General features: G+C 63.4%; 24 protein-coding genes and 2 pseudogenes. 20 read left to right on the plus strand and 6 right to left on the minus strand.

All coding sequences use genetic code 11. The annotated features are described in order from the left end of the window. The first annotated feature begins 5 nt into the window (after window positions 1-5). The 7 genes from MAXJ12_RS21435 to MAXJ12_RS21465 all read left to right on the plus strand — a co-directional run bounded on the left by MAXJ12_RS21435 (window position 6) and on the right by MAXJ12_RS21465 (window position 5,901). Entirely contained in the window at window positions 6-1,385 is a 1,380-nt protein-coding gene (locus MAXJ12_RS21435; protein WP_008838084.1) for a pyruvate dehydrogenase complex dihydrolipoamide acetyltransferase, read from the plus strand. A gap of 10 nt (window positions 1,386-1,395) precedes the next feature. Beyond that, a complete protein-coding gene (locus MAXJ12_RS21440) occupies window positions 1,396-2,037 on the plus strand; it encodes an SGNH/GDSL hydrolase family protein (protein ID WP_008838085.1) in 642 nt (213 codons plus the stop codon). Beyond that, window positions 2,034-2,612 (plus strand): GNAT family N-acetyltransferase, encoded by a 579-nt coding sequence (locus tag MAXJ12_RS21445; protein WP_008838086.1) that lies wholly within the window; start codon window positions 2,034-2,036, stop codon window positions 2,610-2,612. The genes MAXJ12_RS21440 and MAXJ12_RS21445 overlap by 4 nt, the downstream gene beginning before the upstream one ends. A gap of 18 nt (window positions 2,613-2,630) precedes the next feature. Beyond that, complete coding sequence (gene lpdA / locus MAXJ12_RS21450) at window positions 2,631-4,094, plus strand: dihydrolipoyl dehydrogenase (protein WP_008838087.1); 1,464 nt, start codon at window positions 2,631-2,633, stop codon at window positions 4,092-4,094. Window positions 4,095-4,175: 81 nt separating this feature from the next. Then, window positions 4,176-4,460: a GlsB/YeaQ/YmgE family stress response membrane protein gene (locus MAXJ12_RS21455; protein WP_008838088.1), complete on the plus strand. Its 285-nt coding sequence runs from the start codon at window positions 4,176-4,178 to the stop codon at window positions 4,458-4,460. Between the two features lie 5 nt (window positions 4,461-4,465). Further along, window positions 4,466-5,431 carry a lipoyl synthase gene (gene lipA, locus MAXJ12_RS21460; RefSeq protein ID WP_008838089.1) on the plus strand — a complete coding sequence of 322 codons (966 nt, stop codon included), beginning with the start codon at window positions 4,466-4,468 and terminating at the stop codon, window positions 5,429-5,431. Between the two features lie 11 nt (window positions 5,432-5,442). Further along, window positions 5,443-5,901 (plus strand): type II toxin-antitoxin system RatA family toxin, encoded by a 459-nt coding sequence (locus MAXJ12_RS21465; RefSeq protein WP_008838090.1) that lies wholly within the window; start codon window positions 5,443-5,445, stop codon window positions 5,899-5,901. Between the two features lie 5 nt (window positions 5,902-5,906). Here the strand turns inward: MAXJ12_RS21465 and MAXJ12_RS21470 are convergent, their stop codons facing one another. Both MAXJ12_RS21470 and MAXJ12_RS21475 read right to left on the minus strand, forming a co-directional pair. Next, entirely contained in the window at window positions 5,907-6,395 is a 489-nt protein-coding gene (locus MAXJ12_RS21470; protein ID WP_008838091.1) for a CinA family protein, read from the minus strand. Then, window positions 6,392-7,621 carry a bifunctional 2-C-methyl-D-erythritol 4-phosphate cytidylyltransferase/2-C-methyl-D-erythritol 2,4-cyclodiphosphate synthase gene (locus tag MAXJ12_RS21475; protein ID WP_040587267.1) on the minus strand — a complete coding sequence of 410 codons (1,230 nt, stop codon included), beginning with the start codon at window positions 7,619-7,621 and terminating at the stop codon, window positions 6,392-6,394. The genes MAXJ12_RS21470 and MAXJ12_RS21475 overlap by 4 nt, the downstream gene beginning before the upstream one ends. A gap of 140 nt (window positions 7,622-7,761) precedes the next feature. Between MAXJ12_RS21475 and dusB the strand changes: the two genes are divergently transcribed. From dusB to hflX, 10 genes are all read left to right on the plus strand, one after another. Continuing rightward, window positions 7,762-8,790, plus strand: a complete 1,029-nt coding sequence (gene dusB / locus MAXJ12_RS21480) for a tRNA dihydrouridine synthase DusB (RefSeq protein WP_008838093.1) — start codon at window positions 7,762-7,764, stop codon at window positions 8,788-8,790. Then, the gene (locus MAXJ12_RS21485; RefSeq protein WP_008838094.1) at window positions 8,787-9,920 is read left to right on the plus strand and encodes a two-component system sensor histidine kinase NtrB; all 1,134 of its coding nucleotides are present in this window, start codon (window positions 8,787-8,789) and stop codon (window positions 9,918-9,920) included. The genes dusB and MAXJ12_RS21485 overlap by 4 nt, the downstream gene beginning before the upstream one ends. Then, on the plus strand, window positions 9,917-11,374 hold the full coding sequence (gene ntrC / locus MAXJ12_RS21490; protein ID WP_040587243.1) for a nitrogen regulation protein NR(I): 1,458 nt from the start codon (window positions 9,917-9,919) through the stop codon (window positions 11,372-11,374). Before MAXJ12_RS21485 ends, ntrC begins: the two co-directional genes overlap by 4 nt. A 212-nt stretch (window positions 11,375-11,586) precedes the next feature. Beyond that, window positions 11,587-13,875, plus strand: a complete 2,289-nt coding sequence (locus MAXJ12_RS21495) for a sensor histidine kinase NtrY-like (protein ID WP_008838096.1) — start codon at window positions 11,587-11,589, stop codon at window positions 13,873-13,875. Further along, window positions 13,865-15,226, plus strand: a complete 1,362-nt coding sequence (gene ntrX / locus MAXJ12_RS21500) for a nitrogen assimilation response regulator NtrX (RefSeq protein ID WP_008838097.1) — start codon at window positions 13,865-13,867, stop codon at window positions 15,224-15,226. Before MAXJ12_RS21495 ends, ntrX begins: the two co-directional genes overlap by 11 nt. A gap of 34 nt (window positions 15,227-15,260) precedes the next feature. After that, a complete protein-coding gene (gene trkA, locus MAXJ12_RS21505) occupies window positions 15,261-16,637 on the plus strand; it encodes a Trk system potassium transporter TrkA (protein WP_008838098.1) in 1,377 nt (458 codons plus the stop codon). A 26-nt stretch (window positions 16,638-16,663) separates the two neighbouring features. Next, a complete protein-coding gene (locus MAXJ12_RS21510; RefSeq protein WP_008838099.1) occupies window positions 16,664-17,422 on the plus strand; it encodes an MBL fold metallo-hydrolase in 759 nt (252 codons plus the stop codon). Window positions 17,423-17,465: 43 nt separating this feature from the next. Continuing rightward, window positions 17,466-18,326, plus strand: coding sequence for a D-amino-acid transaminase (locus MAXJ12_RS21515; RefSeq protein ID WP_008838100.1), 861 nt, complete (start codon window positions 17,466-17,468; stop codon window positions 18,324-18,326). 136 nt (window positions 18,327-18,462) lie between these two features. Next, window positions 18,463-18,711: an RNA chaperone Hfq gene (gene hfq / locus MAXJ12_RS21520; protein ID WP_008838101.1), complete on the plus strand. Its 249-nt coding sequence runs from the start codon at window positions 18,463-18,465 to the stop codon at window positions 18,709-18,711. Next, window positions 18,712-20,103 carry a GTPase HflX gene (gene hflX / locus MAXJ12_RS21525; RefSeq protein ID WP_008838102.1) on the plus strand — a complete coding sequence of 464 codons (1,392 nt, stop codon included), beginning with the start codon at window positions 18,712-18,714 and terminating at the stop codon, window positions 20,101-20,103. A gap of 6 nt (window positions 20,104-20,109) precedes the next feature. Here hflX and mazG read toward each other — a convergent pair whose 3' ends face one another. From mazG to MAXJ12_RS40050, 3 genes and pseudogenes are all read right to left on the minus strand, one after another. Further along, window positions 20,110-20,934 (minus strand): nucleoside triphosphate pyrophosphohydrolase, encoded by an 825-nt coding sequence (gene mazG / locus MAXJ12_RS21530; protein WP_040587245.1) that lies wholly within the window; start codon window positions 20,932-20,934, stop codon window positions 20,110-20,112. Window positions 20,935-21,011: 77 nt separating this feature from the next. Further along, on the minus strand, window positions 21,012-22,172 hold the full coding sequence (locus MAXJ12_RS21535; protein ID WP_008838104.1) for an MFS transporter: 1,161 nt from the start codon (window positions 22,170-22,172) through the stop codon (window positions 21,012-21,014). 13 nt (window positions 22,173-22,185) lie between these two features. Further along, window positions 22,186-22,335, minus strand: a pseudogene (locus MAXJ12_RS40050) (DUF1127 domain-containing protein); the annotation flags it as partial. Window positions 22,336-23,234: 899 nt separating this feature from the next. On the opposite strand from MAXJ12_RS40050, the pseudogene MAXJ12_RS38965 reads away from it, so the two are divergent. Both MAXJ12_RS38965 and MAXJ12_RS21555 read left to right on the plus strand, forming a co-directional pair. Continuing rightward, window positions 23,235-23,491 (plus strand): annotated as a pseudogene (locus MAXJ12_RS38965) (hypothetical protein); the annotation flags it as partial. Between the two features lie 2 nt (window positions 23,492-23,493). After that, on the plus strand, window positions 23,494-25,023 hold the full coding sequence (locus MAXJ12_RS21555; protein ID WP_193364366.1) for a winged helix-turn-helix domain-containing tetratricopeptide repeat protein: 1,530 nt from the start codon (window positions 23,494-23,496) through the stop codon (window positions 25,021-25,023). Window positions 25,024-25,188: 165 nt separating this feature from the next. Here MAXJ12_RS21555 and MAXJ12_RS21560 read toward each other — a convergent pair whose 3' ends face one another. Beyond that, window positions 25,189-25,647 carry a MarR family winged helix-turn-helix transcriptional regulator gene (locus MAXJ12_RS21560; protein WP_008838108.1) on the minus strand — a complete coding sequence of 153 codons (459 nt, stop codon included), beginning with the start codon at window positions 25,645-25,647 and terminating at the stop codon, window positions 25,189-25,191. 114 nt (window positions 25,648-25,761) lie between these two features. Here MAXJ12_RS21560 and MAXJ12_RS21565 point away from each other — a divergent pair, with 114 nt between their 5' ends. Beyond that, window positions 25,762-26,130 (plus strand): nuclear transport factor 2 family protein, encoded by a 369-nt coding sequence (locus tag MAXJ12_RS21565; protein ID WP_008838109.1) that lies wholly within the window; start codon window positions 25,762-25,764, stop codon window positions 26,128-26,130. Window positions 26,131-26,311 lie beyond the last annotated feature (181 nt).

The following is a 26,311-nucleotide window of genomic DNA, read 5'->3' on the forward strand; positions in this document are numbered from 1 at the left end:
GCGAGATGCCCATCAACATCACCATGCCTGCCCTCTCGCCCACGATGGAGGAGGGCAATCTCGCCAAATGGCTGGTCAAGGAGGGCGATAAGGTCGCTCCAGGCGATGTCATTGCCGAGATAGAGACCGACAAGGCGACGATGGAGGTCGAGGCGGTCGACGAGGGCACGGTGGCGAAGATCGTGGTGCCGGAGGGGACCGAGGGCGTAAAGGTCAATGCGCTGATCGCGGTGCTCGCGGCCGAAGGCGAGGATGCCGGCGCGGCGGCAAAGGGCGGCAACGGCGCGGCGGAAGCGCCGAAGGCTGCCGAAACTCTGAAACAGGAGCCGACCGAGACGCCGAAGCAGGAGCCAGCCAAGGCAGAGGCGGCGAAACCCGAACCAGCCAAGGCCGAGAAGCCTCAGGCGACTCCTGCGGCCAATGGACATGCGGCCGGCGAGCGCACGTTCGCCTCCCCTCTCGCCCGCCGTATCGCAAAAGATGCCGGCATTGATATCGCGGCGGTGACCGGATCCGGCCCGCATGGACGCGTGGTGAAGGCGGATGTCGAATCCGCGATCGCCGGCGGCGAGGCCAAGGCGGCGCCTGCGGAGAAAGCGGCTCCGGGCGCAGCGCCCGCTGCTGCGGTTAAGCCGATGTCCGACGAGCAGGTGCTGAAGTTGTTCGCCGAAGGCTCCTATGAGCTCATCCCGCACGACAGTATGCGCAAGACCATCGCCCGGCGGCTGGTCGAGGCGAAGTCGACCATCCCGCATTTCTATCTCACCCTCGACTGCGAGCTAGACGCGCTGCTTGCGCTTCGGGCGCAGCTGAATGCCGCCGCTCCGGTGAAGAAGACCGACAAGGGCGAGGTTCCAGCCTACAAGCTTTCGGTCAACGACCTGATCATCAAGGCGATGGCGCTGGCGCTGCGCGACGTGCCGACGGCGAACGTCTCCTGGACCGAGACGGCCATGGTGCAGCACAAACACGCCGATGTCGGGGTGGCGGTGTCGATCCCCGGCGGCCTGATCACGCCGATCGTGCGCAAGGCGGACGAAAAGACGCTGTCGGTGATCTCCAACGAGATGAAGGACATGGCGGCAAGGGCGCGCAACAAAAAGCTGAAGCCGGAGGAATACCAGGGCGGCACCACGGCGGTGTCGAACCTCGGCATGTTCGGCATCAAGGATTTTTCCGCGGTCATCAACCCGCCGCATGCGACCATTTTGGCGGTCGGCGCGGGCGAGGAGCGGGCGGTGGTGAAGAATGGCGAAGTGAAGATCGCCACGATGATGTCGGTGACGCTGTCGACCGACCACCGCGCGGTGGACGGGGCGCTCGGGGCCGAGCTGCTGGTCGCCTTCAAGCGCCATGTCGAGAACCCGATGGGGATGCTGGTTTAGGACGGAAGTCATGAAAACCGTCCTCTGCTACGGCGATTCGCTGACCTGGGGGTACAATGCCGTCGGCCCCAGCCGGCATGCGTTGGCAGACCGTTGGCCGAGCGTGCTGCAGGCGGCGCTCGGGGAGGGCGTACAGGTCATTGCCGAGGGGCTGAACGGCAGGACGACCGCCTTCGACGATGATCTTGCCGGCGAGGACCGCAACGGCGCGCGGACGCTGCCGACGCTGCTCGGCACGCATTCGCCGCTGGATCTGATCGTCATCATGCTCGGCTCGAACGACATGAAGCCGTGGATCCATGGCAACCCGCTGGCGGCCAAGCAGGGTATGGCACGGCTGGTGAAGATCGTGCGCGGTCATGCTTACCCGCTCGATGCGGAGGCGCCGGAGATACTGCTTGTTTCGCCGCCGCCGGTCAGCCGCACCGAAAATGCCGAGTTTGCCGGCATGTTCGCAGGCGGCGACGCTGCCTCCCGCGAACTGGCGGGCATGTATTCCGAACTGGCGGACGAAGTCGGCTGCGGCTTTTTCGATGCGGGTTCGGTTGCCGAAACCACACCGCTTGACGGCGTGCATCTCGACGCCGAGAACACGCGCCGGATTGGCGAAGCACTCGCGCCCGTGGTGCGCGTGATGCTAGGCCTCAGATGACCGGGCAGCTTTCCATCCGCCCGGCCGAACGGCGCGACGCTGCGGAACTCGCGGTGCTGATCGACGTCGCGTCACACGGCTTCGCAAGCTGGCTGTGGTACGGCGCTGTCATGAAAGGAACTGTCGATACAGCTTTTGAACGCGGTCGCGCCAAGATGCGGGGGGATGAACCGGGCGCATGGCGCAGCGCCATCCTTGCCGAATGGGACGGCGAGGTTGCCGGGATGTCGATTGCCTACGATCTCGATGAGAGCGTGCGCGACAGCGTTGCGCAGCATCCGGTGATCGAACCGCTTCTGGTCTTGCAGCGCAAAGTTGTCGGCGACCGGTTCATCGACAGCCTCGGCGTCTACAAGCACCATCGCGGCAAAGGCATAGGGCGCGCCTTGCTTGAGTGGGAGTTCGCCGCGGCAAACGGCAGGCCGGTGAGCCTGATCACCGAGAGCTACAATGAGACGGCGCTCAGCCTTTACCGCAGGAACGGCTTCGCGGAAGTCGAGCGCGTCGACGCCGTGCCGTTGTCCGAAAACAGCAAGAGACACGATTGGGTGCTACTCACCCGAAACGTGTCATAGAGACGAGGCAGAAAACACATGGCCGAAGCTTACGACGTCATCATCATCGGTTCGGGCCCGGGCGGTTATGTTGCGGCGATCCGGGCGGCGCAGCTTGGCCTCAAGACGGCGATCGTCGAGCGCGAGCATCTGGCCGGCATCTGCTCCAACTGGGGCTGCATCCCGACCAAGGCGCTGCTGCGCTCGGCCGAGATTTTTCACTATGCCGAGCATGCGAAGAATTACGGCCTCAAGGTCGAGGGCAAGGTGACGCCGGATCTGAAGGCGATCGTCGAGCGCTCGCGCGGGATTGCGCAGCGCATGAATGGCGGTGTCGGCTTCCTGATGAAGAAGAACAAGGTCGACGTGATCTGGGGCGAGGCCAAGCTGACCAAGGCTGCTTCCGGCGACAAACCGGCCGAGATCGTCGTGTCGAAATCGTCCAAGAAGCCGATGGAGCCGCAGGCGCCGCTGCCCAAGAACACCAAGGGCGAGGGTACCTATACCGCCAAGCACATCATTGTTGCGACGGGTGCCCGGCCGCGCGCCCTGCCCGGCATCGAGCCGGACGGCAAGCTGATCTGGACCTATTTCGAGGCGATGGTGCCGCCGGAAATGCCGAAATCGCTGCTGGTGATGGGTTCGGGCGCGATCGGCATCGAGTTCGCCTCGTTCTACCGCACGATGGGCGTGGACGTGACGGTCGTGGAACTGCTGCCGGCGGTGATGCCGGTCGAGGACGCGGAAATTTCCGCCTTCGCCAAGAAGCAGTTCGAAAAGCAGGGCATGAAGATCATCCTCGAAGCCAAGGTGACCAAGGTCGAGAAGGCGGCGAATTCGATCACCGCCCATGTCGAGATGAAGGACGGCAAGGTCGAGAAGATAACGGCCGACCGGCTGATCTCGGCGGTCGGCGTGCAGGGCAATGTCGAAAATCTCGGGCTGGAGGCGCTGGGCGTCAAAACCGACCGCGGCACGGTGGTGATCGACGGCTACTGCAAGACCAATGTGCCGGGCATCTACGCGATCGGCGACGTCGCCGGCCCGCCCATGCTTGCCCACAAGGCAGAGCACGAGGCGGTGATCTGCGTCGAACAGATCGCCGGCCTGCCGAACGTCCATCCGATGGACAAGCTGAAGATACCGGGATGCACCTACTGCAGCCCGCAGGTGGCGTCGGTCGGCCTGACCGAAGCCAAGGCCAAGGCCGAGGGCCGCGACATCCGCGTCGGCCGCTTTCCCTTCGTGGCCAACGGCAAGGCGATCGCGCTCGGCGAGGACCAAGGGCTGGTGAAGACCATATTCGACAAGAAGACCGGGCAACTGCTCGGCGCGCATATGGTGGGTGCGGAAGTCACCGAACTCATCCAGGGTTTCGTCGTCGCAATGAACTTGGAAACCACCGAGGAAGAGCTGATGCACTCTATCTTCCCGCATCCGACGCTGTCGGAAATGATGAAGGAAAGCGTGCTCGACGCCTATGGCCGCGCGCTGAACGCATGACAGCCTGCCACGGGCAGGGCTGTTTCGGCAGGGTGATCTGACATATATGCGGGTTCTGGCTGAGCGGAACAGGAGCAGGTGATGGAACAGAGCGTCGGTATAATGGGCATGCCGGGCGTCGGCTTTTTCGGCATGCTCCTGATCGGATTTCTCGCCGGTTACGTCGCCGAGAAGGCGATGAACCGCAATCACGGGCTGTTCACCAACATACTGGTCGGCATCGCCGGCTCGTTTGTCGGCGGCACGCTCGCCGGGCTGCTCAACTTCCAGTATCAGGGCTTCCTCGGAAACCTGATCGTGGCGGTCGCCGGCGCGGTTCTGCTGCTCTGGATTTTCGGACGGGCCAAGGCGAGCGGAGTGAACTGAACATTATGGTCACGATACTCGACACGATTTCGAACGCGCCGCGGCTGAGGCACCCCGAAAAGGCGCACCGGCCGGACCAGGAGGTGCTGCGCAAGCCCGACTGGATCCGGGTCAAGGCGCCGACCTCCAAGGGTTATGCGGAAACGCGCGAGATCGTGAAGTCGCACAAGCTCGTCACGGTCTGCGAGGAGGCCGGCTGCCCCAACATCGGCGAGTGCTGGGAAAAGAAGCACGCGACCTTCATGATCATGGGCGAGATCTGCACCCGCGCCTGCGCGTTCTGCAACGTCTCGACGGGGCGGCCGACGGCACTCGACCCGAACGAGCCGGACAGCGTCGCCAAGGCGGTGAAGCAGATGGGGCTCAGCCACGTCGTCATCACCTCGGTCGACCGCGACGACCTCGACGATGGCGGCGCGCAGCATTTCGCCGATGTCATCCACGCGATCCGCGCGGCGACGCCGCAGACGACGGTCGAGATCCTGACGCCGGACTTTTTGCGCAAGGACGGGGCGCTGGAGATCGTCGTGGCGGCCAAGCCCGACGTCTTCAACCACAATCTCGAAACGGTGGCGTCGAACTACCTGACGGTGCGGCCCGGCGCGCGCTATTTCCATTCGATAAGGCTACTGCAACGGGTCAAGGAGCTCGATCCCTCGATCTTCACCAAGTCCGGCATCATGGTGGGGCTGGGCGAGGAGCGGAACGAGATCCTGCAACTGATGGACGACCTGCGCTCGGCCGATGTCGACTTCATGACGATCGGCCAGTATCTGCAGCCGACCAAAAAGCACCATCCGGTGAAGAAGTTCGTCACGCCGGAGGAGTTCAAATCCTACGAGACGATCGGCAAGTCGAAGGGCTTCCTGCTGGTCGCATCGAGCCCGCTGACCCGCTCGTCACATCACGCCGGTGACGATTTCGCAAAGCTTCGCGCCGCGCGCGAAGCGTTTCTGAGCAAATCCGCGTAACTCCCAGATTCATGCCGAAATTCGAAACAACGAGACGGGTGGACCATACTCCGGACGAGATGTTCGCGCTGGTTGCCGACGTGGAAAAATATCCGGAGTTCCTGCCGCTTTGCGAAGCGCTCACGGTCCGCTCGCGCCGGGAGCGCGACGGCCGCACCATGCTGCTCGCCGACATGACGGTGGGCTACAAGGCGATCCGCGAGACTTTCACCAGCCAGGTGCATCTGAAGCCGGACGAGAACGTCATCGAGGTGAAATATGTCGACGGGCCGTTCCGCTACCTCACCAATATCTGGCGCTTCGAGCCGGCCGGCAGCGGCCACTCCAACGTCGTGTTCTCGATAGACTACGAGTTCAAGAGCCGGATTTTAGGCGCAATGATGGGCGCGATGTTCGACCGCGCGTTCCACGCGTTCTCCGAAGCCTTCGAAAAGCGCGCCGACGCCATCTATGGCGAACAGGTAATTTAGCCCAGCTAAGCTTGCAAAGCCTTCAGCGCCATCTCGAGAGCCGTCCGTACGGATTCGCGGCGGATGAAATCGCGGCCGCGATTTTCGAAGGTGCGCTGCTCGGCGATCGGCTGAGAACCCTGCCGGGCAAGGCCGAACCAGACCAGGCCGACGGGCTTTTCCGCCGAACCGCCGTCGGGGCCGGCGATGCCGGTGACCGAAAGCGCCAGGCCCGCATGGGAACGGGCGAGGGCGCCGGCGGCCATTTCGAGGGCGGTCTTGGCAGACACCGCGCCATGCGCGTCGAGCGTGGCGGCCGAGACGCCGAGCATCTCCATCTTCGCCGCATTGGAATAGGTGACGAAGCCGCGGTCGACCACGGCCGAGGATCCGGCGATATCGGTGAGCGCGGCGACGATCATGCCGCCGGTGCAGCTTTCGGCAGTGGCGAGCATGATGCCCCGCTGCGTGCAGGCCTCGAGCACGGCGCGGGCGAGGGGCTCCGTGTCGCTCATTCCGGCAATTCCCCGGGATAGACGACGGTTGCCGTCGCGATCGCCGCGATGCCTTCCTCGCGGCCGATGAAGCCGAGCTTTTCGTTGGTGGTCGCCTTCACCGAAATGCGCGACCGGTCGATGCCGAGCATATTTACCAGCGCCTCGGTCATGGCGTCGCGATGCGGTCCGATGCGCGGCGCCTCGCAGATCAGCGTGATGTCGGCATTGGCGATGCGTCCACCCTTGGCGCGCACGATCGTTGCCGCGTGCTCGACGAAGATACGCGAGGCCGCACCCTTCCATTGCGGATCGGAGGGCGGAAAATGCGTGCCGATGTCACCGGCGCCGCAGGTGGCCAGAAGCGCGTCGGTCAGCGCATGCAGGCCGACATCGGCGTCGGAATGTCCGGAAAGCTTTTGGTGATGCGGAATGGCGACCCCGCACAGCATCACGCTATTTCCAGGCTCGAAGGAATGCACGTCATAGCCATTGCCGGTGCGGACGTCGGGAAAGGCGCTTCTGGATTCGGTGAGGCGCTGATCGGCCATGGCAATGTCCCTGGCCCAGGTGAGCTTCAGATTGTCGGGGGAGCCGGGAACGATGCGCACCGGAATGCCGGCCGATTCTGCGATCGCCGCATCATCGGTGAAATCGGCGACGCCCGCCTCGAACGCCTTCTGGTGCGCCGCGAAGATAGGGCCGAAGGGGAAGCCTTGCGGCGTCTGCGCAGCGTGGAGGCCGGCGCGCGGCACGGTTTCGGACACCGTGCCGTCGGGCGCTTCCTTCTTCAGCGTGTCCGAGACCGGCAAAGCCGGCACCGCTCCGTGCTCGGCGTCGATGGCCAGGATGATGCGGTCGATGGTCTCGGTGTCGACGAAGGGCCGCGCGCCGTCATGGATCAGCACCGCGCCGGGCGATTTTTCCTGCAGGGCGAGCAGGCCAAGGCGCGTCGAATCCTGCCGCGTGGCGCCGCCATGCACCACCATGACCCGTTCGCCGGCTTCGCCGGCGGCGGCGCGAAACAATGCCTCGTCGTCGGCATGGACCGCCACCACGATCGGGCCGATGTCCGGATGCGTGAGAAATGCGTCGAGCGTGCGCGCGATGACGGTGCGCCCGCCGATGCTCCGGTACTGCTTGGGACCGTCGGACTGGCCGGCACGCTCGCCCCGGCCCGCCGCCACGATGACCACGGCGACGGGGCCGTCAATGTGCTCGGCCGGGCTGTCGGAACTCTTCTCCATGACGAGACGCATAGTCGCAGGCTGTCGCGATGACCAGCAATTTCCCGGTTCTGCGACGATTTCGGCGCATGGGGCGGTTGCGCGCGACGTTCAAAATGTCTAGGGATTAAGCAGCGTGAAAAGGTGCTTCGTTTTTGTGCATGCCTGAGGTGAGCAATCTGGCCAGGCCGCTTGAGATCGGCGGCGCGACCATCCGCAACCGGGTGTTCCTGGCGCCGATGTCGGGCATCACCGACGAAGCGTTCCGCACGCGTGCTTATGCGCATGGCGCCGGGCTGGTGGTCTCGGAAATGGTCGCCAGCGGAGAACTGGCCAAGGGCCATGCCGCATCCGCGCGGCGGGCACGCCACTCCGGCCTGCCCGTGCACATGGTCCAGCTTGCCGGGCGCGAAGCCGCGCATATGGCGGAAGGGGCGAGGATCGCGGCAGGCGAGGGCGCCGACATCATCGACATCAATATGGGCTGCCCGGCCAAGAAGGTGACGGGCGGCTATGCCGGATCGGCGCTGATGCGCGATCTCGACCACGCGCTGGCGCTGATAGAGGCGGTGATCGGTGCGGTCGAAGTACCAGTGACGGTCAAGATGCGGCTCGGCTGGGACGAAAGCGCGCTCAACGCGCCGCTTTTGGCGCGCCGCGCAGAGCAGGCGGGCGTGAAAATGGTGACGGTGCATGGCCGCACGCGCTGCCAGTTCTATCAGGGCAAGGCCGACTGGCGGGCGATAGCGCGCGTCAAGGAAGCGGTTTCGATACCCGTCGTCGCCAATGGCGATGTCGGTTCGCCGGCCGACGCACAGGAAATCCTGAGCCTCTCGGGCGCGGATGCGGTGATGGTCGGCCGCGCAAGCTATGGTGCGCCGTGGATGGCGGGCTCGATCGCGCACCGCGCTGCAGATTCGGATGCGCCGGGCGTGCCGCTGACGGGCGGCGACGTCGCCGGCTATGCCGTCGCGCATTATGAGGACATGCTGGCGCTGTACGGCGTCGAGAGCGGGCTGCGCCAGGCGCGAAAGCATTTGGGCTGGTATCTCGATCGTCATGCCGACGACGCGCCGGCGGAGCTCCGCCGGACCATTCTATCCTCTTTCGAGCCGGCGCAGGTAATCGCCGCGCTGCGGCAAGCCCTTACAACGCCGTGGCAAACCGAAGCCGCAAGGAGCGCCGCATGAACCTGCCAGCAGCCTCGGTCGTGGACGAGCCTTCGGCGGCCGAGATCGTGCTGAACACGATCCGCCGTCCGGTCATCATGATCAATGCCGACGGCCTGATCAGCTATGCCAATGCCGACGCCGAGGATTTTTTCCGGTCGAGTGCGGCCGTGCTTGCACGCAACACGCTGGCGCGCTTCGTACCATTCGGCAGCCCGATCCTGGCCCTGGTCGAGCAGGTCCGTGAGCGCGGGGCGCCGGTCAACGAGTACCGCGTCGACATCTCCTCGCCCCGTCTCGGCGTCGAAAGGATCGTCGATCTCTACGTTGCGCCGGTTCCCGAACTGCCCGGCTCGGTCGTGGTGATGTTCCAGGAACGCTCGATGGCCGACAAGATCGACCGCCAGATGACGCATCGCGGCGCGGCGCGTTCCGTGACCGGGCTGGCGGCCATGCTGGCGCACGAGATCAAGAACCCGCTGTCGGGCATTCGCGGCGCGGCCCAGCTTCTGGAGACGGTGGTTCCGGACGAGGATCGCGCCTTGACGCGGCTGATCACCGACGAGACCGACCGCATCGTCTCGCTGGTCGACCGCATGGAAGTGTTTTCCGACGAACGGCCAATCGATCGCTATCCCGTCAACATCCATGTGGTGCTGGATCATGTGAAGGCGATCGCGAAGAACGGTTTTGCAAGCCGGATCAAGATTTTCGAGGATTATGATCCATCATTGCCTTCGGTGTTCGCGAACCGGGATCAACTCGTACAGATATTCCTGAACCTGGTGAAGAACGCAGCCGAGGCGGCCGGGAACCAGCCGACCAGCGAGATCTCGCTGTCGACGGCGTTCCGGCCCGGCATCCGCGTCTCGGCTCCGGGTTCGCAGGACCGGGTCTCGCTGCCGCTCGAATTTTGCGTGCACGACAACGGGCCGGGCGTTCCGGAAGACATACTGCCGATCCTGTTCGATCCGTTCATCACCACAAAGCCGAACGGCTCCGGCCTCGGCCTGGCCCTGGTGGCAAAGATCGTCGGCGAGCATGGCGGCATCATCGAATGCGATTCCACGTCGCGCGGCACGACTTTTCGCATCCTGATGCCGGCATGGAAGGAAATGCCCGTTTCGCATGACGGCGAGGGAGCCCAGTGATGGTCAAAGGCAATATTCTGGTCGCCGACGACGACGCCGCCATTCGCACGGTGCTGAACCAGGCGCTGTCGCGGGTCGGCCATGAGGTGCGCGTGACCTCGAATGCGGCGACGCTCTGGCGCTGGGTGGCGGCAGGCGAGGGCGACCTGGTCATCACCGATGTGGTGATGCCCGACGAGAACGCGTTCGACATGCTGCCGCGCATCAAGAAGGCCAGGCCCGAACTGCCGGTCGTGGTGATGAGCGCGCAGAACACGTTCATGACGGCGATACGCGCCTCGGAGACGGGCGCCTACGAATATCTGCCGAAGCCGTTCGACCTGAACGAACTGCTGAATATCGTCAACCGCGCGCTGTCCGAACCGCGGCGGCCCAAAGGCGACGCCCAGCCGGACGAGCAGCCCGAATCGATGCCGCTGGTCGGGCGGTCGGCGGCCATGCAGGACATCTACCGCATGCTCGCCCGCATGATGCAGACCGACCTGACGGTGATGATCACGGGCGAATCCGGCACCGGCAAGGAACTCGTGGCGCGGGCGCTCCACGAATACGGCCGGAGGCGCAACGGCCCGTTCGTGGCGATCAACATGGCGGCAATTCCGCGCGACCTGATCGAATCGGAGTTGTTCGGACACGAGAAGGGCGCTTTCACCGGCGCGCAGAACCGCTCCACCGGCCGCTTCGAGCAGGCCGAAGGCGGCACGCTGTTCCTGGATGAGATCGGCGACATGCCGATGGAGGCGCAGACGAGATTGCTGCGGGTTCTGCAGCAGGGCGAATACACCACGGTCGGCGGCCGCACCCCGATCAAGACCGATGTGCGCATCGTCGCGGCCACCAACAAGGATTTGCGGACGCTCATCAACCAAGGGCTTTTCCGCGAGGATTTGTTCTATCGAATCAATGTGGTGCCGCTGCGGCTTCCAGCACTTCGCGAGCGTTCGGAGGATATTCCGGACCTTGTCCGGCATTTCTTCAAGCAGGGCGAGAGCGAGGGTCTGCAGACGAAGCGGATTTCGAGCGGCGGCATCGAGCTGATGAAGCGCTATCCCTGGCCGGGCAATGTGCGCGAACTGGAAAATCTGGTCCGGCGGCTCGCCGCGCTCTACGCCCAGGATGAGATTTCGGCCGAGATCATCGAGATCGAGCTCAAGACCGGCGTGCAGCCGGTCGTGCCGGGCGGCAGCCTCATCCCCGACGATCTGTCGATCGGGCAGGCGGTAGAGCATTATCTGCAGCGCTATTTCTCGGCCTTCGGCGGCGATCTGCCGCCGGCCGGACTCTACCAGCGCATCCTCTCCGAGGTCGAGTTCCCGCTGGTGCTCGCCTCGATGACGGCGACGCGCGGCAACCAGATCAAGGCGGCCGAACTGCTCGGCCTCAACCGCAACACGCTGCGCAAGAAGATCCGCGAACTCGGCGTCAACGTCTACCGGGCATCGAAACAGGCCTGAGCCGGGACCGTCCCGGTGGATGCCAATGACTCCAATTTATTTAGCCGAATGAACTTGTTCAAAAGGTCCGCAACCTCACGCCACGCGGACCTTCGGCTCGGAATCATGTTCTCCGCGGCATAACGTCAAACATTTCCGTTCACGGCCATTTTGTTGCATAATCGCCACAATGCGTTGCATACATCCAACGCAAACGAGGCTCCACAGCAGACATGGCGATTCCGGCATCACCTGCAACCACACGGCTTTTCTCGCAAGCCGGCTCACTCGACGGTCGCCGTCTGCTGGCGCTGCCGGGCATCGTGGCTGTCGTGGGTTCGCTTGCCACGGCTGCGATCTCGTTCGCGATCCTGGTCGGCGCGACGCCGATCGAGCCCGACGATGCCACCACGCTGGCGCTGATCATCGGCATCAACGCCGCTTTCATTCTTTTTCTGATCGCGCTGATCGGCCGCGAAGTGCACCGCGTGCTGGCGGCGCGCCGGCGCGGCAAGGCGGCGTCGCGGCTGCATGTGCGCATCGTCGCAATGTTCTCGCTTGTGGCGGCGCTGCCGGCCATTCTGGTCGCTGTGATCGCGTCGATCACGCTCGATATCGGGCTCGACCGCTGGTTCGAGATCCGCACCAAGACGATCGTAAATTCGTCGCTGTCGATCGCCGAAGCCTACGTGCAGGAGAACGCCCGCAACCTGCAAGGGACGACGCTGTCCATGGCCTACGACCTGGACAATGCCCGCACCCTCTACAACCTAGACCGCACCGGCTTTCGCAATTTCATGAGCCAGCAGGCGGTCGGCCGGGCGCTGGCGCATGCGGCGCTCATCCGTGACGATGGCTCGTTCATCATGAGCGCGGAGACAGCGGCCGACTTCACCATGCCGGAGACGCCGGCGGGCGCGGTGCAGGATGCCCAGAACGGGCAGGTAGTGCTGATCGAGCCGCGCACCCGCAACATCGTCGGCGCGGTCGTAAAGCTGCGGGAAATACCGGACGTCTACCTCTACACGATCCGGCTGGTCGACCCGGAGGTGATCCGGGCCCGCCAGATCGTCACGGCCAATACCGACGCCTATCGCGGGCTGGAAGCCAACCGCACCACCACTCAAGTGGCCTTCGCGCTGCTTTATCTCGGGCTGACGCTGGTCATCGTGCTGTCGGCTATATGGACCGGTATTGCGGTCGCCGACCGGCTGGTCAGGCCTATCCGCCAACTCATTGGCGCGGCCGATGAGGTCGCGACCGGCAATCTCGACGTTGCAGTGCCGGTCCGGCCTTCGGACGGCGACGTCGCCTCGCTCGGTGACACCTTCAACAAGATGCTGCTGCAACTGAAATCACAGCGCAACGAGATCCTCGCCGCCAAGGACCTAGTCGACGAGCGCCGACGCTTTTCCGAGGCGGTGCTTGCCGGCGTCACCGCCGGCGTTATCGGCGTCGATCCCTACGGCATCGTCACCATCGTCAACCGCTCGGCCGAAACCATGCTGGCGCTTTCGGGGAAAACCTCGGTCGGCCAGAACCTGTCGACGCTACTGCCGCAGGTCGGGCGCGTCTTCGAGATCGGGCGCAAATCGGGCAGGCCCGTCCACCGCGAGCAGGTTACCTTCTATCGCGCCGGCGCCGAGCGGACTTTCAACGTCCAGGTTACGGTCGAGGCCGGCGAGACCGCCGACGACGAAAAATCCTATGTGGTGACGATCGACGACATCACTGATCTGGTGCAGGCGCAGCGCACCTCCGCCTGGGCGGATGTGGCGCGGCGCATCGCCCACGAGATCAAGAACCCGCTGACCCCGATCCAGCTTTCGGCCGAGCGCATCAAGCGCCGCTACGGCAAGGTCATTACCGAGGACCGCGAGGTTTTCGATCAGTGCACCGACACGATCATTCGCCAGGTGGGCGATATCGGCCGCATGGTCGACGAGTTCTCGGCCTTTGCCCGCATGCCAAAGCCTGAAATGACGATCATGGACCTGCGCGAACCTTTGCGAGAGGCGTCGTTCCTCATCGAGGTCAGCCGCTCCGACATCGCCTTCGAGCGCGATTTCGGCAACGAGCCGCTCAGGGGCAAGTTCGACAGCCGGCTGATGTCGCAGGCTTTCGGCAATGTCATCAAGAATGCGGCCGAGGCGATCGAGGCAGTCGAACGCGAGAACGGGAAGGTGGGGGCGATAAGGATCAAGGCTGCTCGTGAAGGCAGGATGATCCGCGTCGATGTCATCGACAACGGCAAGGGATTGCCGCGCGAAAATCGCCAGCGCCTGCTGGAGCCTTACATGACGACGCGCGAGAAGGGGACCGGGCTCGGCCTCGCCATCGTCAAAAAGATCGTGGAGGACCATGGCGGCCGGCTGGAACTGCACGATGCGCCGCCCGACTTCCATGATGGACGCGGCGCGATGATCACCATGCTTCTGCCCGCCGCACCTGAAAGCGCAGCGCTGTCGCCAGACGGCGGCGCAGCCGAACGAGAAACTGAAAAGGTCGATAATGGCGTCTGATATTCTCATCGTCGACGACGAGGAAGACATCCGCGAACTCGTCGCCGGAATCCTGAGCGACGAAGGTCACGAAACCCGTACGGCGCATGGCGCCGACAGCGCACTGGCGGCGATTGCCGACCGCGTGCCGCGGCTGGTGTTCCTGGATATATGGCTGCAGGGATCGCGCCTCGACGGGCTGGCGCTGCTGGACGAGATCAAGACCATGCACCCGCATCTTCCGGTGGTGATGATCTCGGGCCACGGCAACATCGAAACCGCGGTTTCGGCGATCCGGCGCGGCGCCTATGATTTCATCGAGAAGCCGTTCAAGGCCGATCGCCTGATCCTGATCGCCGAGCGCGCGCTCGAAACCTCCAAGCTCAAACGCGAGGTTTCGGACCTGAAGATGCGCAGCGGCGAGACCTACGACCTGATCGGCATGTCGTCGGCCATGACGCAATTGCGCCAGACGATCGAGCGCGTGGCGCCGACCAACAGCCGCATCATGATCATTGGCCCGTCCGGCTCGGGCAAGGAGCAGGTCGCCCGCGCCATTCATGCGCTGTCGGCGCGCAAGACCGGACCGTTCGTTTCGCTGAATGCCGCGACGATCACGCCTGAGCGCATGGAGATCGAGCTTTTCGGCACCGAATCGAACGGCGGCGAGCGCAAGGTCGGCGCGCTCGAGGAGGCGCATCGCGGCATCCTCTATCTCGACGAGGTCGCGGACATGCCGCGCGAGACCCAGAGCAAGATCCTGCGCGTGCTGGTCGACCAGCAATTCGAGCGGGTAGGGGGCACCAAGCGGGTCAAGGTCGATGTGCGCATCATTTCGTCGACAGCCCAGAATCTCGAAGCGATGATCGCCGAAGGCCGCTTCCGCGAGGACCTCTATCATCGCCTGGCGGTGGTGCCGGTCATGGTGCCGGGCCTGGCGGAGCGGCGCGAGGACATTCCCTATCTCGTCGACGGCTTTATCAAGCAGGTGGCCAGGCATGCAGGCATCAAGCCGCGCCGCATAGGCGAGGACGCCATGGCGGTGCTGCAGGCGCATAACTGGCCGGGCAATGTGCGGCAGCTGCGCAACAATATCGAGCGGCTGATGATTCTCGTGCGCGGCAACGACGTCGAGGCGCCGATAACCGCCGACCTTTTGCCCGCCGAAATCGGCGATGTCATGCCGCGCGCGCCCAACCAGTCGGACCAGCACATCATGGCGCTGCCGCTGCGCGAGGCGCGCGAAATGTTCGAGAAGGAATATCTGATCGCACAGATCAACAGGTTTGGCGGCAACATCTCGCGCACGGCCGAGTTCATTGGTATGGAACGGTCGGCACTGCACCGCAAACTGAAATCCCTCGGAGTCTGACCGTGTCCCATTCCAGCATTTGGCCGAGCCTTAGATGCGCATCATAATCTGCGGCGCGGGACAGGTTGGCTACGGCATCGCCGAAAGGCTGGCGGCCGAGAAGAACGACATATCGATCATCGACACTTCGCCCGAGCTCATCCAGGCCGTGCGTGATTCGCTCGACGTCCGCGGCTTCGTCGGGCACGGCGCGCATCCGGACGTCCTGGAAAAGGCCGGCGCCCAGCAGGCCGACATGATCATCGCCGTGACGCTCTACGACGAGGTCAACATCGTCGCCTGCGAAGTGGCGCATGCGCTGTTCAACGTGCCGATGAAGGTCGCGCGCATCCGCTCGCAATCCTATCTGCAGCCGCACTATCAGGACCTGTTCTCCCGCGACCATTTGCCCATCGACGTGATCATCTCGCCGGAGCTGGAAGTGGGCGAGATGGTGCTGCGCCGCATCGCGCTGCCCGGCGCGACCGACGTGGTGCGCTTTGCCGAGAACAAGATAGCCATGGTGGCGATCGAGTGCCTGGAGGACTGCCCGGTCATAAATACGCCGCTTGCCCAACTGAGCGAGCTTTTTCCGGATTTGCCGGCGACGGTTGTCGGCGTCACCCGCAACGGCAAGCTGTTCATCCCGCGTTCGGCCGACCAGCTGGTCGCCGGAGACCTCGCCTATGTCGTCACCACCAAGGACCAGGTGCGGCGCACGCTCGGCCTTTTCGGGCATGAGGAGCAGGAAGCCACGCGCATCGTTATTGCCGGCGGCGGCAATATCGGCCTGTTCGTGGCCAAGACCATCGAAAAGCGCCAGAACCGCACCAAGGTCAAGATGATAGAGCACGGGCGCGAACGCGCCGTGGCGATCGCCGACGAGCTGCGCCGGACGGTGGTGCTCAACGGTAGCGCCCTCGACCAGAAGCTGCTGCTTGAAGCCGACATCCAGGAAGCCGACCTGATGATCGCGCTGACCAACAACGACCAAGTCAACATCCTGTCCAGCGTCATGGCCAAGCGGCTCGGCTGCAAGTCCAATCTGGCGCTGATCAACAATTCGTCCTATCTCGACATCACAAAATCCGTCGGCATCGACGCGACCGTCAATCCCGGCACAGTGACCGTCTCGCGCATCCTGCAGCATGTGAGGCGAGGGCGCATACGCGCCGTCCACTCCATCCAGCGCGGCGCGGCCGAGATCATCGAGGCGGAGGCGCTGGAGACCTCGCCGCTTGTCGGTCCGTTCCTTCGCGAGCTGGATCTGCCGGACGGCATGCGCATCGGCGCGGTCTACCGCGACGGCGAGGTAATAAAGCCGAGCGGCTCGCTGCGCATCAAGCCGAAGGACCGGGTGGTCATCTTCGCACTTGCCCATGCCGTCAAGCAGGTCGAGCAGATGTTCCGCGTCAGCCTCGAATTCTTTTGAGCGGCCCCTCAAAAATCAGGACACCCATGCAACTCCAGCTCATCCGGAATGCGACGCTCAAGCTTGCCTATGGCGGGGCGACCATCCTCGTCGATCCGTATTTCGCGCCGAAGCACAGCCTGCCGTCCTTTACGGGCCGTTCGCAAAACCCGATGGTGGAGTTGCCGGTGGCGGTCGAGGACATCCTCGACGGCGTGGAACTGGTTATCGTCTCGCATCTTCACACGGATCATTTCGACAGCGTCGCGAAGGAAACAATGCCCAAGCACTGGCCGCTGATCTGCCAGCAGGGCGACGAATCCACCATTCGCCAGGCTGGGTTTACCGACGTTACGCCGCTCGCTGGGGAAATAAGCTGGCGCGGTATCAGGATCACCCGACGCGAGGGCAATCACGGCACAGGCGCCGTACTCGACAAGATGGGGCCGGTGATGGGCTTCACGCTGGAGGCGGAGGGAGAACCGTCGGTCTACTGGGCCGGCGACACGGTGCTCTACCCGCCGGTGCTCGAAACCATCAAGGCATTCGAACCGGATGTGATCGTGACCCACTCCTGCGGCGCGATGTGGGACGATACGCTGATCGTCATGGACGCGGAGCAGACGGTCGAGACGGCCGAGGTCGCGCCGCGGGCCACGGTGATCGCCACCCATATGGAAGCGCTCGACCACGCCACGGTGAGCCGTGATGCGCTGCGGGCTCATGCAGCCTCGCGTCGGCTGTCGCCCGAACGATTGCTCGTGCCAGCAGACGGCGAGCTTCTGACATTGCCGGCCGCCCGCTAAGCGGCGCGCCACCAGGAAACATTATCGGGGACAGGATCAAAAGATGCCGCGCATTGCCTATGTCAACGGACGCTACGTCGCCCACGCCGAAGCCAGCGTGCATATAGAAGATCGGGGATACCAGTTCGCAGATGGCGTCTATGAGGTGTGCGAGGTCGCGCGCGGCTACATCGTCGACATGAAGCGGCATCTCGACAGGCTCGATCGCTCGCTGCGCGAACTGTCGATCGCCTGGCCGATGAACCGCGCCGCGATGGAAATCGTCATAGTGGAGGTGATACGCCGCAACCGCGTGAAGAACGGGCTGGTCTATCTGCAGGTGACGCGCGGCGTCGCGAGCCGCGACTTCCTTTTTCCGGCCGACACCAGGCCGTCGGTGGTGATTACGGCCAAGAAAGTCGATCCGGCCGCGTTGGCAAAACGCGCCGAAAACGGCATCAAGGTCATCACTGTGCCCGAGAATCGCTGGGACCGCGTCGACATCAAGTCCGTCGGGCTGCTGCCAAACGTTTTGGCGAAACAGAAGGCCAACGAGGCGGGCGCGCATGAGGCCTGGTTCGTCGATGCAGACGGAACCGTCAAGGAAGGCGGATCTTCCAATGCGTGGATCGTCACCGGGGATGGCGCACTCGTCACCCGTCCCGCCGAGCACGGCATTCTGCGAGGCATCACCCGGACGACCTTGCTCGACGTGGCGGCAAAGCTCGGCCTGCGGGTCGAGGAGCGCGGCTTTACCGTGGCCGAGGCCAAGGCGGCGCGCGAAGCCTTCATCAGCTCGGCGACCACGCTCGCAATGCCGGTCGTGGCCATAGACGGCGATCCGGTCGCAAACGGGCATCCCGGATCGGTGGCGCTTTCCTTGCGGCAGGCATTTTTTGACATTGCGGAAAAAAGGCCGGCCTGATAACCGCATTGTGGAAATAGGTATCCCGTTTCGCTCGTCGCATCTTGTGGCGGGGGTGTGGTTTGCGCGCTTGACATGAGCCGATAAATTTGGCGCATTGGTTCGCAATCGAGGGGATCGGCGAAAGATAAAAACAATGGCGGAACGTACGCAAAATCTTCAGGACCTTTTCCTGAATTCAGTTCGCAAGAGCAAAAATCCACTTACAATCTTTCTTATCAACGGCGTGAAACTGACGGGCGTCGTGACTTCGTTCGACAATTTCTGCGTATTGTTGCGCCGGGACGGACATTCACAGCTCGTCTACAAGCACGCGATTTCCACCATCATGCCGAGCCAGCCGGTTCAGATGTTCGATGGTGAGGAAAACGGCCAGGGCGCCTGATTGGCTCAAAACGGACGCGCGGGCGACGGGGCACGCAAGGGCAGGGGCGGCGAAGCTAATGCCGGCCGCGGTGAGCTTACGCGCGCCGTGGTCATAGTGCCCCTGCTCAGCCGCAGCCCGCGCACCGACGAGGATACAGGACGGCCGCGGCTCAACCGTTCGCCCGAAGCGCGCCTCGACGAGGCCGTCGGTCTGGCCCAGGCGATCGATCTCGATATCGTCCACAAGGCGATCGTCACGCTCAACGATCCGCGTCCCTCGACACTGTTCGGCAGCGGCAAGGTCGAGGAGATCGCGCAGGTCATCAAGGACGGCCACGCCGAGCTGCTGATCGTCGACCATCCGCTGACGCCGGTGCAGCAGCGCAACCTCGAAAAGGCGACAGAGGCCAAGGTGCTGGACCGCACCGGGCTGATCCTCGAGATTTTCGGCGAGCGCGCCCGCACCAAGGAAGGCACGCTGCAGGTCGACCTGGCGCATCTGAACTACCAGAAGGGCCGCCTGGTGCGGAGCTGGACCCACCTTGAACGCCAGCGCGGCGGCGCCGGCTTCCTCGGCGGTCCCGGCGAAACCCAGATCGAATCCGACCGTCGCGCATTGCAGGAAAAGATCACCAAGCTGAAGCGCGAACTGGAGACGGTGCGGCGCACCCGCGACCTGCACCGCGCCAAGCGCAAGAAGGTGCCATTCCCGGTCGTCGCCATCGTCGGCTACACCAATGCCGGAAAGTCGACGCTGTTCAACCGGCTGACCGGAGCAGGGGTGCTGGCCGAAGACATGCTGTTCGCAACGCTCGACCCGACGCTGCGCCGGGTGCGGCTGCCGCACGGCACGCCGGTGATCCTGTCGGACACGGTCGGCTTCATCTCCGACCTGCCCACGCATCTGATCGCGGCTTTCCGCGCAACGCTGGAGGAAGTGGTCGAGGCCGACCTTATCATCCATCTGCGCGACATTTCCGACCCGGATACGGCAGCCCAGGCCGAGGATGTCGAGCGCATCCTGGTCGATCTCGGCGTCGACGCCTCGGACGAAAAACGGATCATCGAGGTCTGGAACAAGATCGACCGCCTCGACGAGGGCAATCGCGAGCGGCTGCTTGCAGAGGGCGCCGGCGGAAAGGCCTCGCCGCCGGTCGCGATTTCGGCAATCACGGGCGAGGGGATCGACAAGCTTGCTGCGATCATCGAAGAGCGGCTCTCGGGCGAATTGGAGCCGGTGACGGTGACGCTTGCGGCGGACCAGCTTGGCCTGACCGACTGGCTCTACCGCAATGGCGACGTGGTCGCCAGGACCGACAATGAGGACGGCAGCGTCTCGATCTCGATGAAGGCCACGGCTGCCGCACGGGAAGAAATCGAAAACAGATTGAGACGCAATAACAAAGGGTAGGGCGCGTTACTTAGCGTGTTTCGCCTGCTGCCAGAGCGTTTCCATCTCGTCCAGGCTGGCCTCTTCCAGCGTGCGGTCCGAGGCTTTCAGGGCGCGCTCGACATGGTGAAACCGAGCCCTGAACTTCTCATTGGTGCCGGCCAGCGCAGCCTCCGAATCGATCCCGAGGTGCCTGCCGAAATTGACCAGGGCAAACAGGACGTCGCCGAACTCATCCTTGATCTCGGCCTCGTCGGCATTCTCCATGGCCTCGCGCAACTCGCCGATTTCCTCTTCGATCTTGTCGAGGATCGGCCGGGCCTCGCTCCAGTCGAAGCCGACGCGGGCGGCCTTCTCCTGGAGTTTCAGCGCCCGGGTCAGCGCCGGGAACGCCACCGGAACGCTGTCGAGAAAGCCCTGGCCGTGGTCTTCGGCGTGGAGCCCGCGGGCCAATCGCGCGGTACGTTTGCCGGCCTTTTCCTCGGCCTTGATCTTTTCCCACATGCCCTTGGCCATGCCCGCGCTTCGCGCGTCCTCGTCGCCGAATACATGCGGATGGCGCCGTATCATCTTGGTCGTGACGGCGTTCACCACGTCGCCGAAGGAGAAGGCGCCGGCTTCCTCGGCCATGCGGGCGTGATAGACGACTTGCAGCAGGAGATCGCCGAGTTCGTCGCGAAGATCGTCCATGTCGCCGCGCTGGATGGCGTCGGCCACCTCGTAAGCTTCCTCGATCGTGTATGGCGCGATGGTCTCGAAGGACTGCTCGACGTCCCACGGACAGCCGGTGACCGGCGCGCGCAGCGCCGCCATGATTTCGATCAGCCGCGAAATGTCTCTGGATGGTCGCATGGCGCGACGCTAGCGCGATGCGGGGCAGGCGCACAATGGCATTGCCCAGGCCGCTTGGTTTTCCACACAGCTTGCGCTCAGACCCGCCGTCTCTCGGCCATCAGAAACACCGCCAGTACACAGCACAGCAGGCCGAGGGACAATGGCAGTCCCTGATGTCCGATCAGTTGCATCGCGAGGCCCGTTGCGGGCGAGCCCACCATCCCGCCGATGCCCCATACGAACGCGAAGGCCGCGTTACCGGCGATCAAGGCTTGACCGGTGAAACGCTCGCCGAGCTGGATCAGCGCCATGGTGTAGATCCCGAACGAGACCCCGCCCCAGACGAAAAAGAGGGGCCATATGAGCCACGAGTTGAAGACCGGCAGCAGCAGCAGGCCACCGGCCAGGCAAGCCAGGACACAGAACAGCATGGTCCGCGTCGAGCCGAACTGTTCGGCCATGCGCCCGAGCAAAATCTGCAGCACGGCATTGCCAGCGGCGAAACAGGCGATGAGCGAGGCGATGCGCGCCTCGGCGCTGCCGAGCGCGACGCCATAGACCGCGAACAAGGAGATCACGACCTGCTCGAAGGCGGCAGCCGTGAAAACCGCGAACAACAGGAGCGGCGCGAGTGCGAAGAAGCCACTGAGCGATATCGCCGCGCCCTCGTGCGGCATCTTCGGCAGGCGCGGCACAACCGCAAGCACGATCAGGCCGCAGAGAGGGAAGGCCACAATGCCGATCATGAAGGGCGGCCAACCCTCAGTGCCGACCAGGCCGAGCGACAGCGGGCCGATGGCGAAGCCACCCGAAACGACCGATGAATAGAGGCCCATGATGCGGCCCCGGCGTGGGGCGGGGGTGATCGTGATCAGCCAGGTTTCGCTGATCACGTAAAGCGGATTGGCGACAAAGCCGAGCAGGAAGCGCAGCGGCATCCAGGCCCGGACTTCCTGCGTCCAGGCAATCGCAACCAGGGTGAGGGCGGCCAGGATCGAACACAGGATCGCAAGCCGCGCCGCGCCCACGCTCCGCGCCAGCGCGGGAATGAAGGGCGCGGAGATAATGAAACCCAGCGGCGTCATCGCCGCCGACAAGCCGATCAGGCCGGGCGCCGTGCCCTGCCGCTCCAGGATGAAGCTGAGCAGCGGATAGGTCAGCCCCTGGGCCAGAGCGAACACCGTGACGGTCGCGATGATGCCGGCCATCGCAGCCCACGGAATTCGATCCTCGCGCATCGTGCTTTGGGCAGTCATCACAGCATTCGCCTTATACTTGCCAGAAGCGCTTGGCGATCTCTGCCTCGACCTGCCGTTTCGTCAGGCCGATATCGTCGATCAAATGGGGATTGTCCTTCGACATCTGTTCGAGTTCCCAGCGAAAGCGCTTCCGCTCCTCCCAGGCCGCTATGATGCTTCGCTAGGTCGGCGAGCTGGAGTGCCGACGCCCAACGGGGCAGAGCAATCGCACTGCGGTGGTGATTTGTTCAACGCTCGGCCCAACCTCCACCGCCATATGGGATTACCCGCCCAACGGGGTGAATATCGTTCATGGCAACCTCCCATGCTTCGAGGGGCAGGGCCCACGACCTGACGAGGTTGAATTTTGCAAGATACGAACAGCGTCGTAATTAAGCGCGTCCAAATAGTTCCAAAAATTTCCAAACGGGCTAAACGGCCCCATCGGCTAAACCATCATCAGACCATACGGCAGCCGCTTCCATGCCGGGACTTACGACCATCCCAAAAAGCCGTGGAAGCTAACAGCAAGAGATTGGCGGCAGACCAAAACTGGGCTTTAGTTGAATCACTATCTAAGCCGATCAACAATCCAAACAGCAAACTGAAGAGTAATTTTTATGAAGTCGTTCTTGTTCGCAACACTGGTCGGGCTCCTCTTACCGATCGTCGTGTCAACTCAGGCGCTCGCCGATTGCACGACAATACCATGCCAAGATCCCGTCAAAAAGAAGCCGCAGATCGCCATCAAGGATAAATTTCCGTGCACAGTATTCGACAAAGCGAGCCAAAGCCACGAACCATGCCCAGTCAAGAAGAAGCAGCCGATAGCCGTCAAGGATAAATTTCCGTGTACAGTATTCGACAAGGCGAGCCAGAGCCACGAACCATGCCCAGTCAAGAAGAAGCTGCAGACTGTCGTCAAGGATAAATTTCCGTGTACAGTATTCGACAAGGCGAGCCAAAGCCACGAACCATGCGAATAGTATAAGGCACGATTTCTGCTCTAACCGCCCGATGAGCACAGGTCCCATTGGCACAACAATCATGTGGGACAAGGCGCTTTAGCGCAATGGCGGCGGCACGATCCCGGGCGTGGCGGGCGCGTACGCCCGGCGGCTCACCTATACGCAGGTGATCTGATCGCAGGCCTCAGCAGGCGGGCCAGGATCACGGGATTCGACCTTGTCGAGCTTTATCCTCCCGCCGACCTTGGCGGCCTGTGGGCACTGACCGCCGCACGCCTTCTCGTCAATGTGATCGGCGCATCGCTCGGCAGGTTTGAAACCCGGCTTCCCTCCGGCAGAACGGTTCCATCCAAGTTTGAAAGGCTTTAAGGATGCGCCGCATGCAGGGATCGCGCTTTGCCTTTGGTCCGTTCGTGCTTGATCCGAGTGCGGGAACGCTCCTTCGCGACGATGTCCCCGTTGCCGTTGGCTATCGCGGGCTGAAGCTGCTTGCGGCGCTCGTCGCGCGGCCCGGCGAAATCCTGAGCAAGGCCGAGTTGATGGATGCGGCATGGCCGGGCAGGGCCGTCGAGGAAGGCAACCTCACCGTCCAGATCGCGCAGCTCAGGAAGCTGCTTGGTCCGGCCGGCGATGGCAGTGATGGGGGCGGTGAATGGATCGCCACGGTTCCGCGCGTCGGCTACCGCTTCTTAGGCGCAGTCGAACATCTCGGCGGCGCGAAGCAAAAACCTTTGCCGCTGACCGACCAACCATCGATAGCCGTGCTGCCTTTTGTCAATATCAGCAACGATCCCGAGCAGGAATCCTTCGCGGACGGGCTAACCGAGGACCTGATCACCGACCTGTCGAGGAACTCCGGCCTGTTCGTCATCGCGCGCAACTCGGCCTTTGCCTACAAGGGAAAGGCGATGGACGTGCGCGCGATCGCACGGGATCTTGGCGTGCGCTACGTGCTGGAGGGTAGCGCAAGACGCGCCGCAGGAAGCGTGCGGATCAACGCCAAGCTGGTCGATGCGGTGAGCGGCGATCATCTATGGGCGGAACGTTTCGATCGCGGCCTGCAGGATATCTTTGCCGTTCAGGACGAGGTGACGGCCAAGATCGTCGAGGCGTTGCTCGGCCGGCTGCGGGCGCCACCGCCGCGCAATAGGCCCAAAAATCTCAAGGCCTACGATCTGTGCGTGCGGGCTCGCAAGCTGATGGATGACCAGCCGCAGTCGGCGCGGGAAGCGCATCTGATGCTCACGCGCGCGGTTTCGCTCGATCCGGAATACGCCGAGGCATATCGCTGGCTGGCCATGAACCACTGGATGGGATGGGTGCATGCGGGTGGACCGACTGACGCTGACCGTAGCGTTGCTTTGGAACTAGCGCACAAAGCCGTAGCGATCGATCCCAACGACGCCGGCTGTCGCTGGGTTCTGGCCTACCTGCTTGCCTATGACCGCAGTTTCGCCGAGGCGGATGCGCAATTCGCCAGGGCGATCGAACTCGACCCCAATGAGGCCGACGCCTGGGCGGCATTATCCGACATCGCGGTCCTGGCCGGGAGGATCGGGGAGGGCCTCGATCACATTCGCAAGGCGTTCCGGCTGAACCCTTATCCGGCGAGTTGGTACTATCTGACGCTCGGCCAGGCGCAATATGCGGCCGGCGAGTACGAAGCCGCTGTCGAGACACTGCGCAGGGACGAGACCTATCGCACAAGCTCACGCCGTTTCTTGGCGGCAAGCCTTGCGCAACTCGGCCGGCTCGACGAGGCGCGCGCGGAAGTCGAACTGTTCCTTGTCGGCAACCCGCATTTCACCATCGGCCACTGGGCCGCGACGGAGCCGTTCCGCGACGCTGCGACGCTCGATCATTTCGTCGATGGTTTTCGCAGGGCGGGCCTGCCTGAGTGACGCACCGGCTACCAAATGACCGCTACAGACAAAAGTCGCATAAGATATATTATGGAACTTTACCGATAGGCAGACCGCCTCGTTTGCGCCGGTTTTGCATCTTGATTCATAAGTCCCGTATTTCGACTCAAAGTCCGCATGCCACCCATGGACCCGCAACAAGCCTCAACGGCTGGCGCGTTGTCCTACGCCTCCGAGCCGATCAAGGTTTGCAATCAAGCGATCGAGCAAGGCGACAAACTGCGCGGCCTCCTCGTCCGAGAAGCCGTCGAGTGCTTCACGGTTGCCTTGGAACAAGGCGGCGCAGGCATCGGGCAGACGGGCAAGCGCGACGTCCGTCAAGGCTATGCGGCTGCTGCGGCCATCCGCCGGATCGGGGGATCGCCGGATCAGCCCATCTTTCTCCATCCGAACCAACATCTGCGCCATGGAGGGCTGCTCGATCCTGACGAACCGGGCCAAGTCCCGTTGCGTCTCCGCCCGTCCATTCTTCAGCGCCACCAGAGCCGGCAGATAGCCGACACCGAAGCCCAACGGTTTGAGCCTCGCTCCGCTCAGGCGCGCAAAACCTCGCGCGGCCAAGCTGATCAGGTGACCCGGCGTCGCCAACACGTCCGATTTCATTCCATCCTCTTGCATAGGTGCCTATGTTGATACATAGGTAACAATACAATGTGGGACCGCGGCCTGGCAACGGCAGCGAGCCGCGTTCCTAAAAATGCTAAAGGACGGACTGTGATGGATAGCGAAATCGCTCTCGTGAAGCGCATGTATGACTGCTTTAACGCGCGGGATATTGACGGCGTTCTGGCCGTTCTCGCCGATGACGTGGCTTGGGCAAACGGCATGGATGGCGGCCATGTTCATGGCTGCGAGGCAGTCAGGGAGTACTGGACGCGTCAGTGGACGATCGTCAGCCCGCATGTCGAGCCGGTGATTTTTAGCAAGGCAGCGGACGGCGCGATTCTCGCAGAGGTTCAACAGTCCGTGCGAGATGTCGAAGGCAAGCCCCTCGAAGATCAAACGCACGGGCTGAAGGACAAGACGGTCACACACATCTTCCGCTTACAGGACGGCAGGGTCGCGCGCTTCGACATCCGCGACTGAAAATCAGCCGCTTGATATGGAGACTTAACGACCCCGGCGTCTGGATCGTGAGCGGTACTGACGGGGCCAGCATGACCTGCGAGATCGTGAACGGCTACGGCGAACGGCTCCTTTTTGCTGGAGGACCTCGTGGTCGACCGAAGGAATTCCAGCGCCGCAACCTGAGCTACCAGTACTCCCG

This window comes from Mesorhizobium alhagi CCNWXJ12-2, assembly GCF_000236565.1.
GTDB classification, from domain to species: Bacteria; Pseudomonadota; Alphaproteobacteria; order Rhizobiales; family Rhizobiaceae; genus Allomesorhizobium; species Allomesorhizobium alhagi.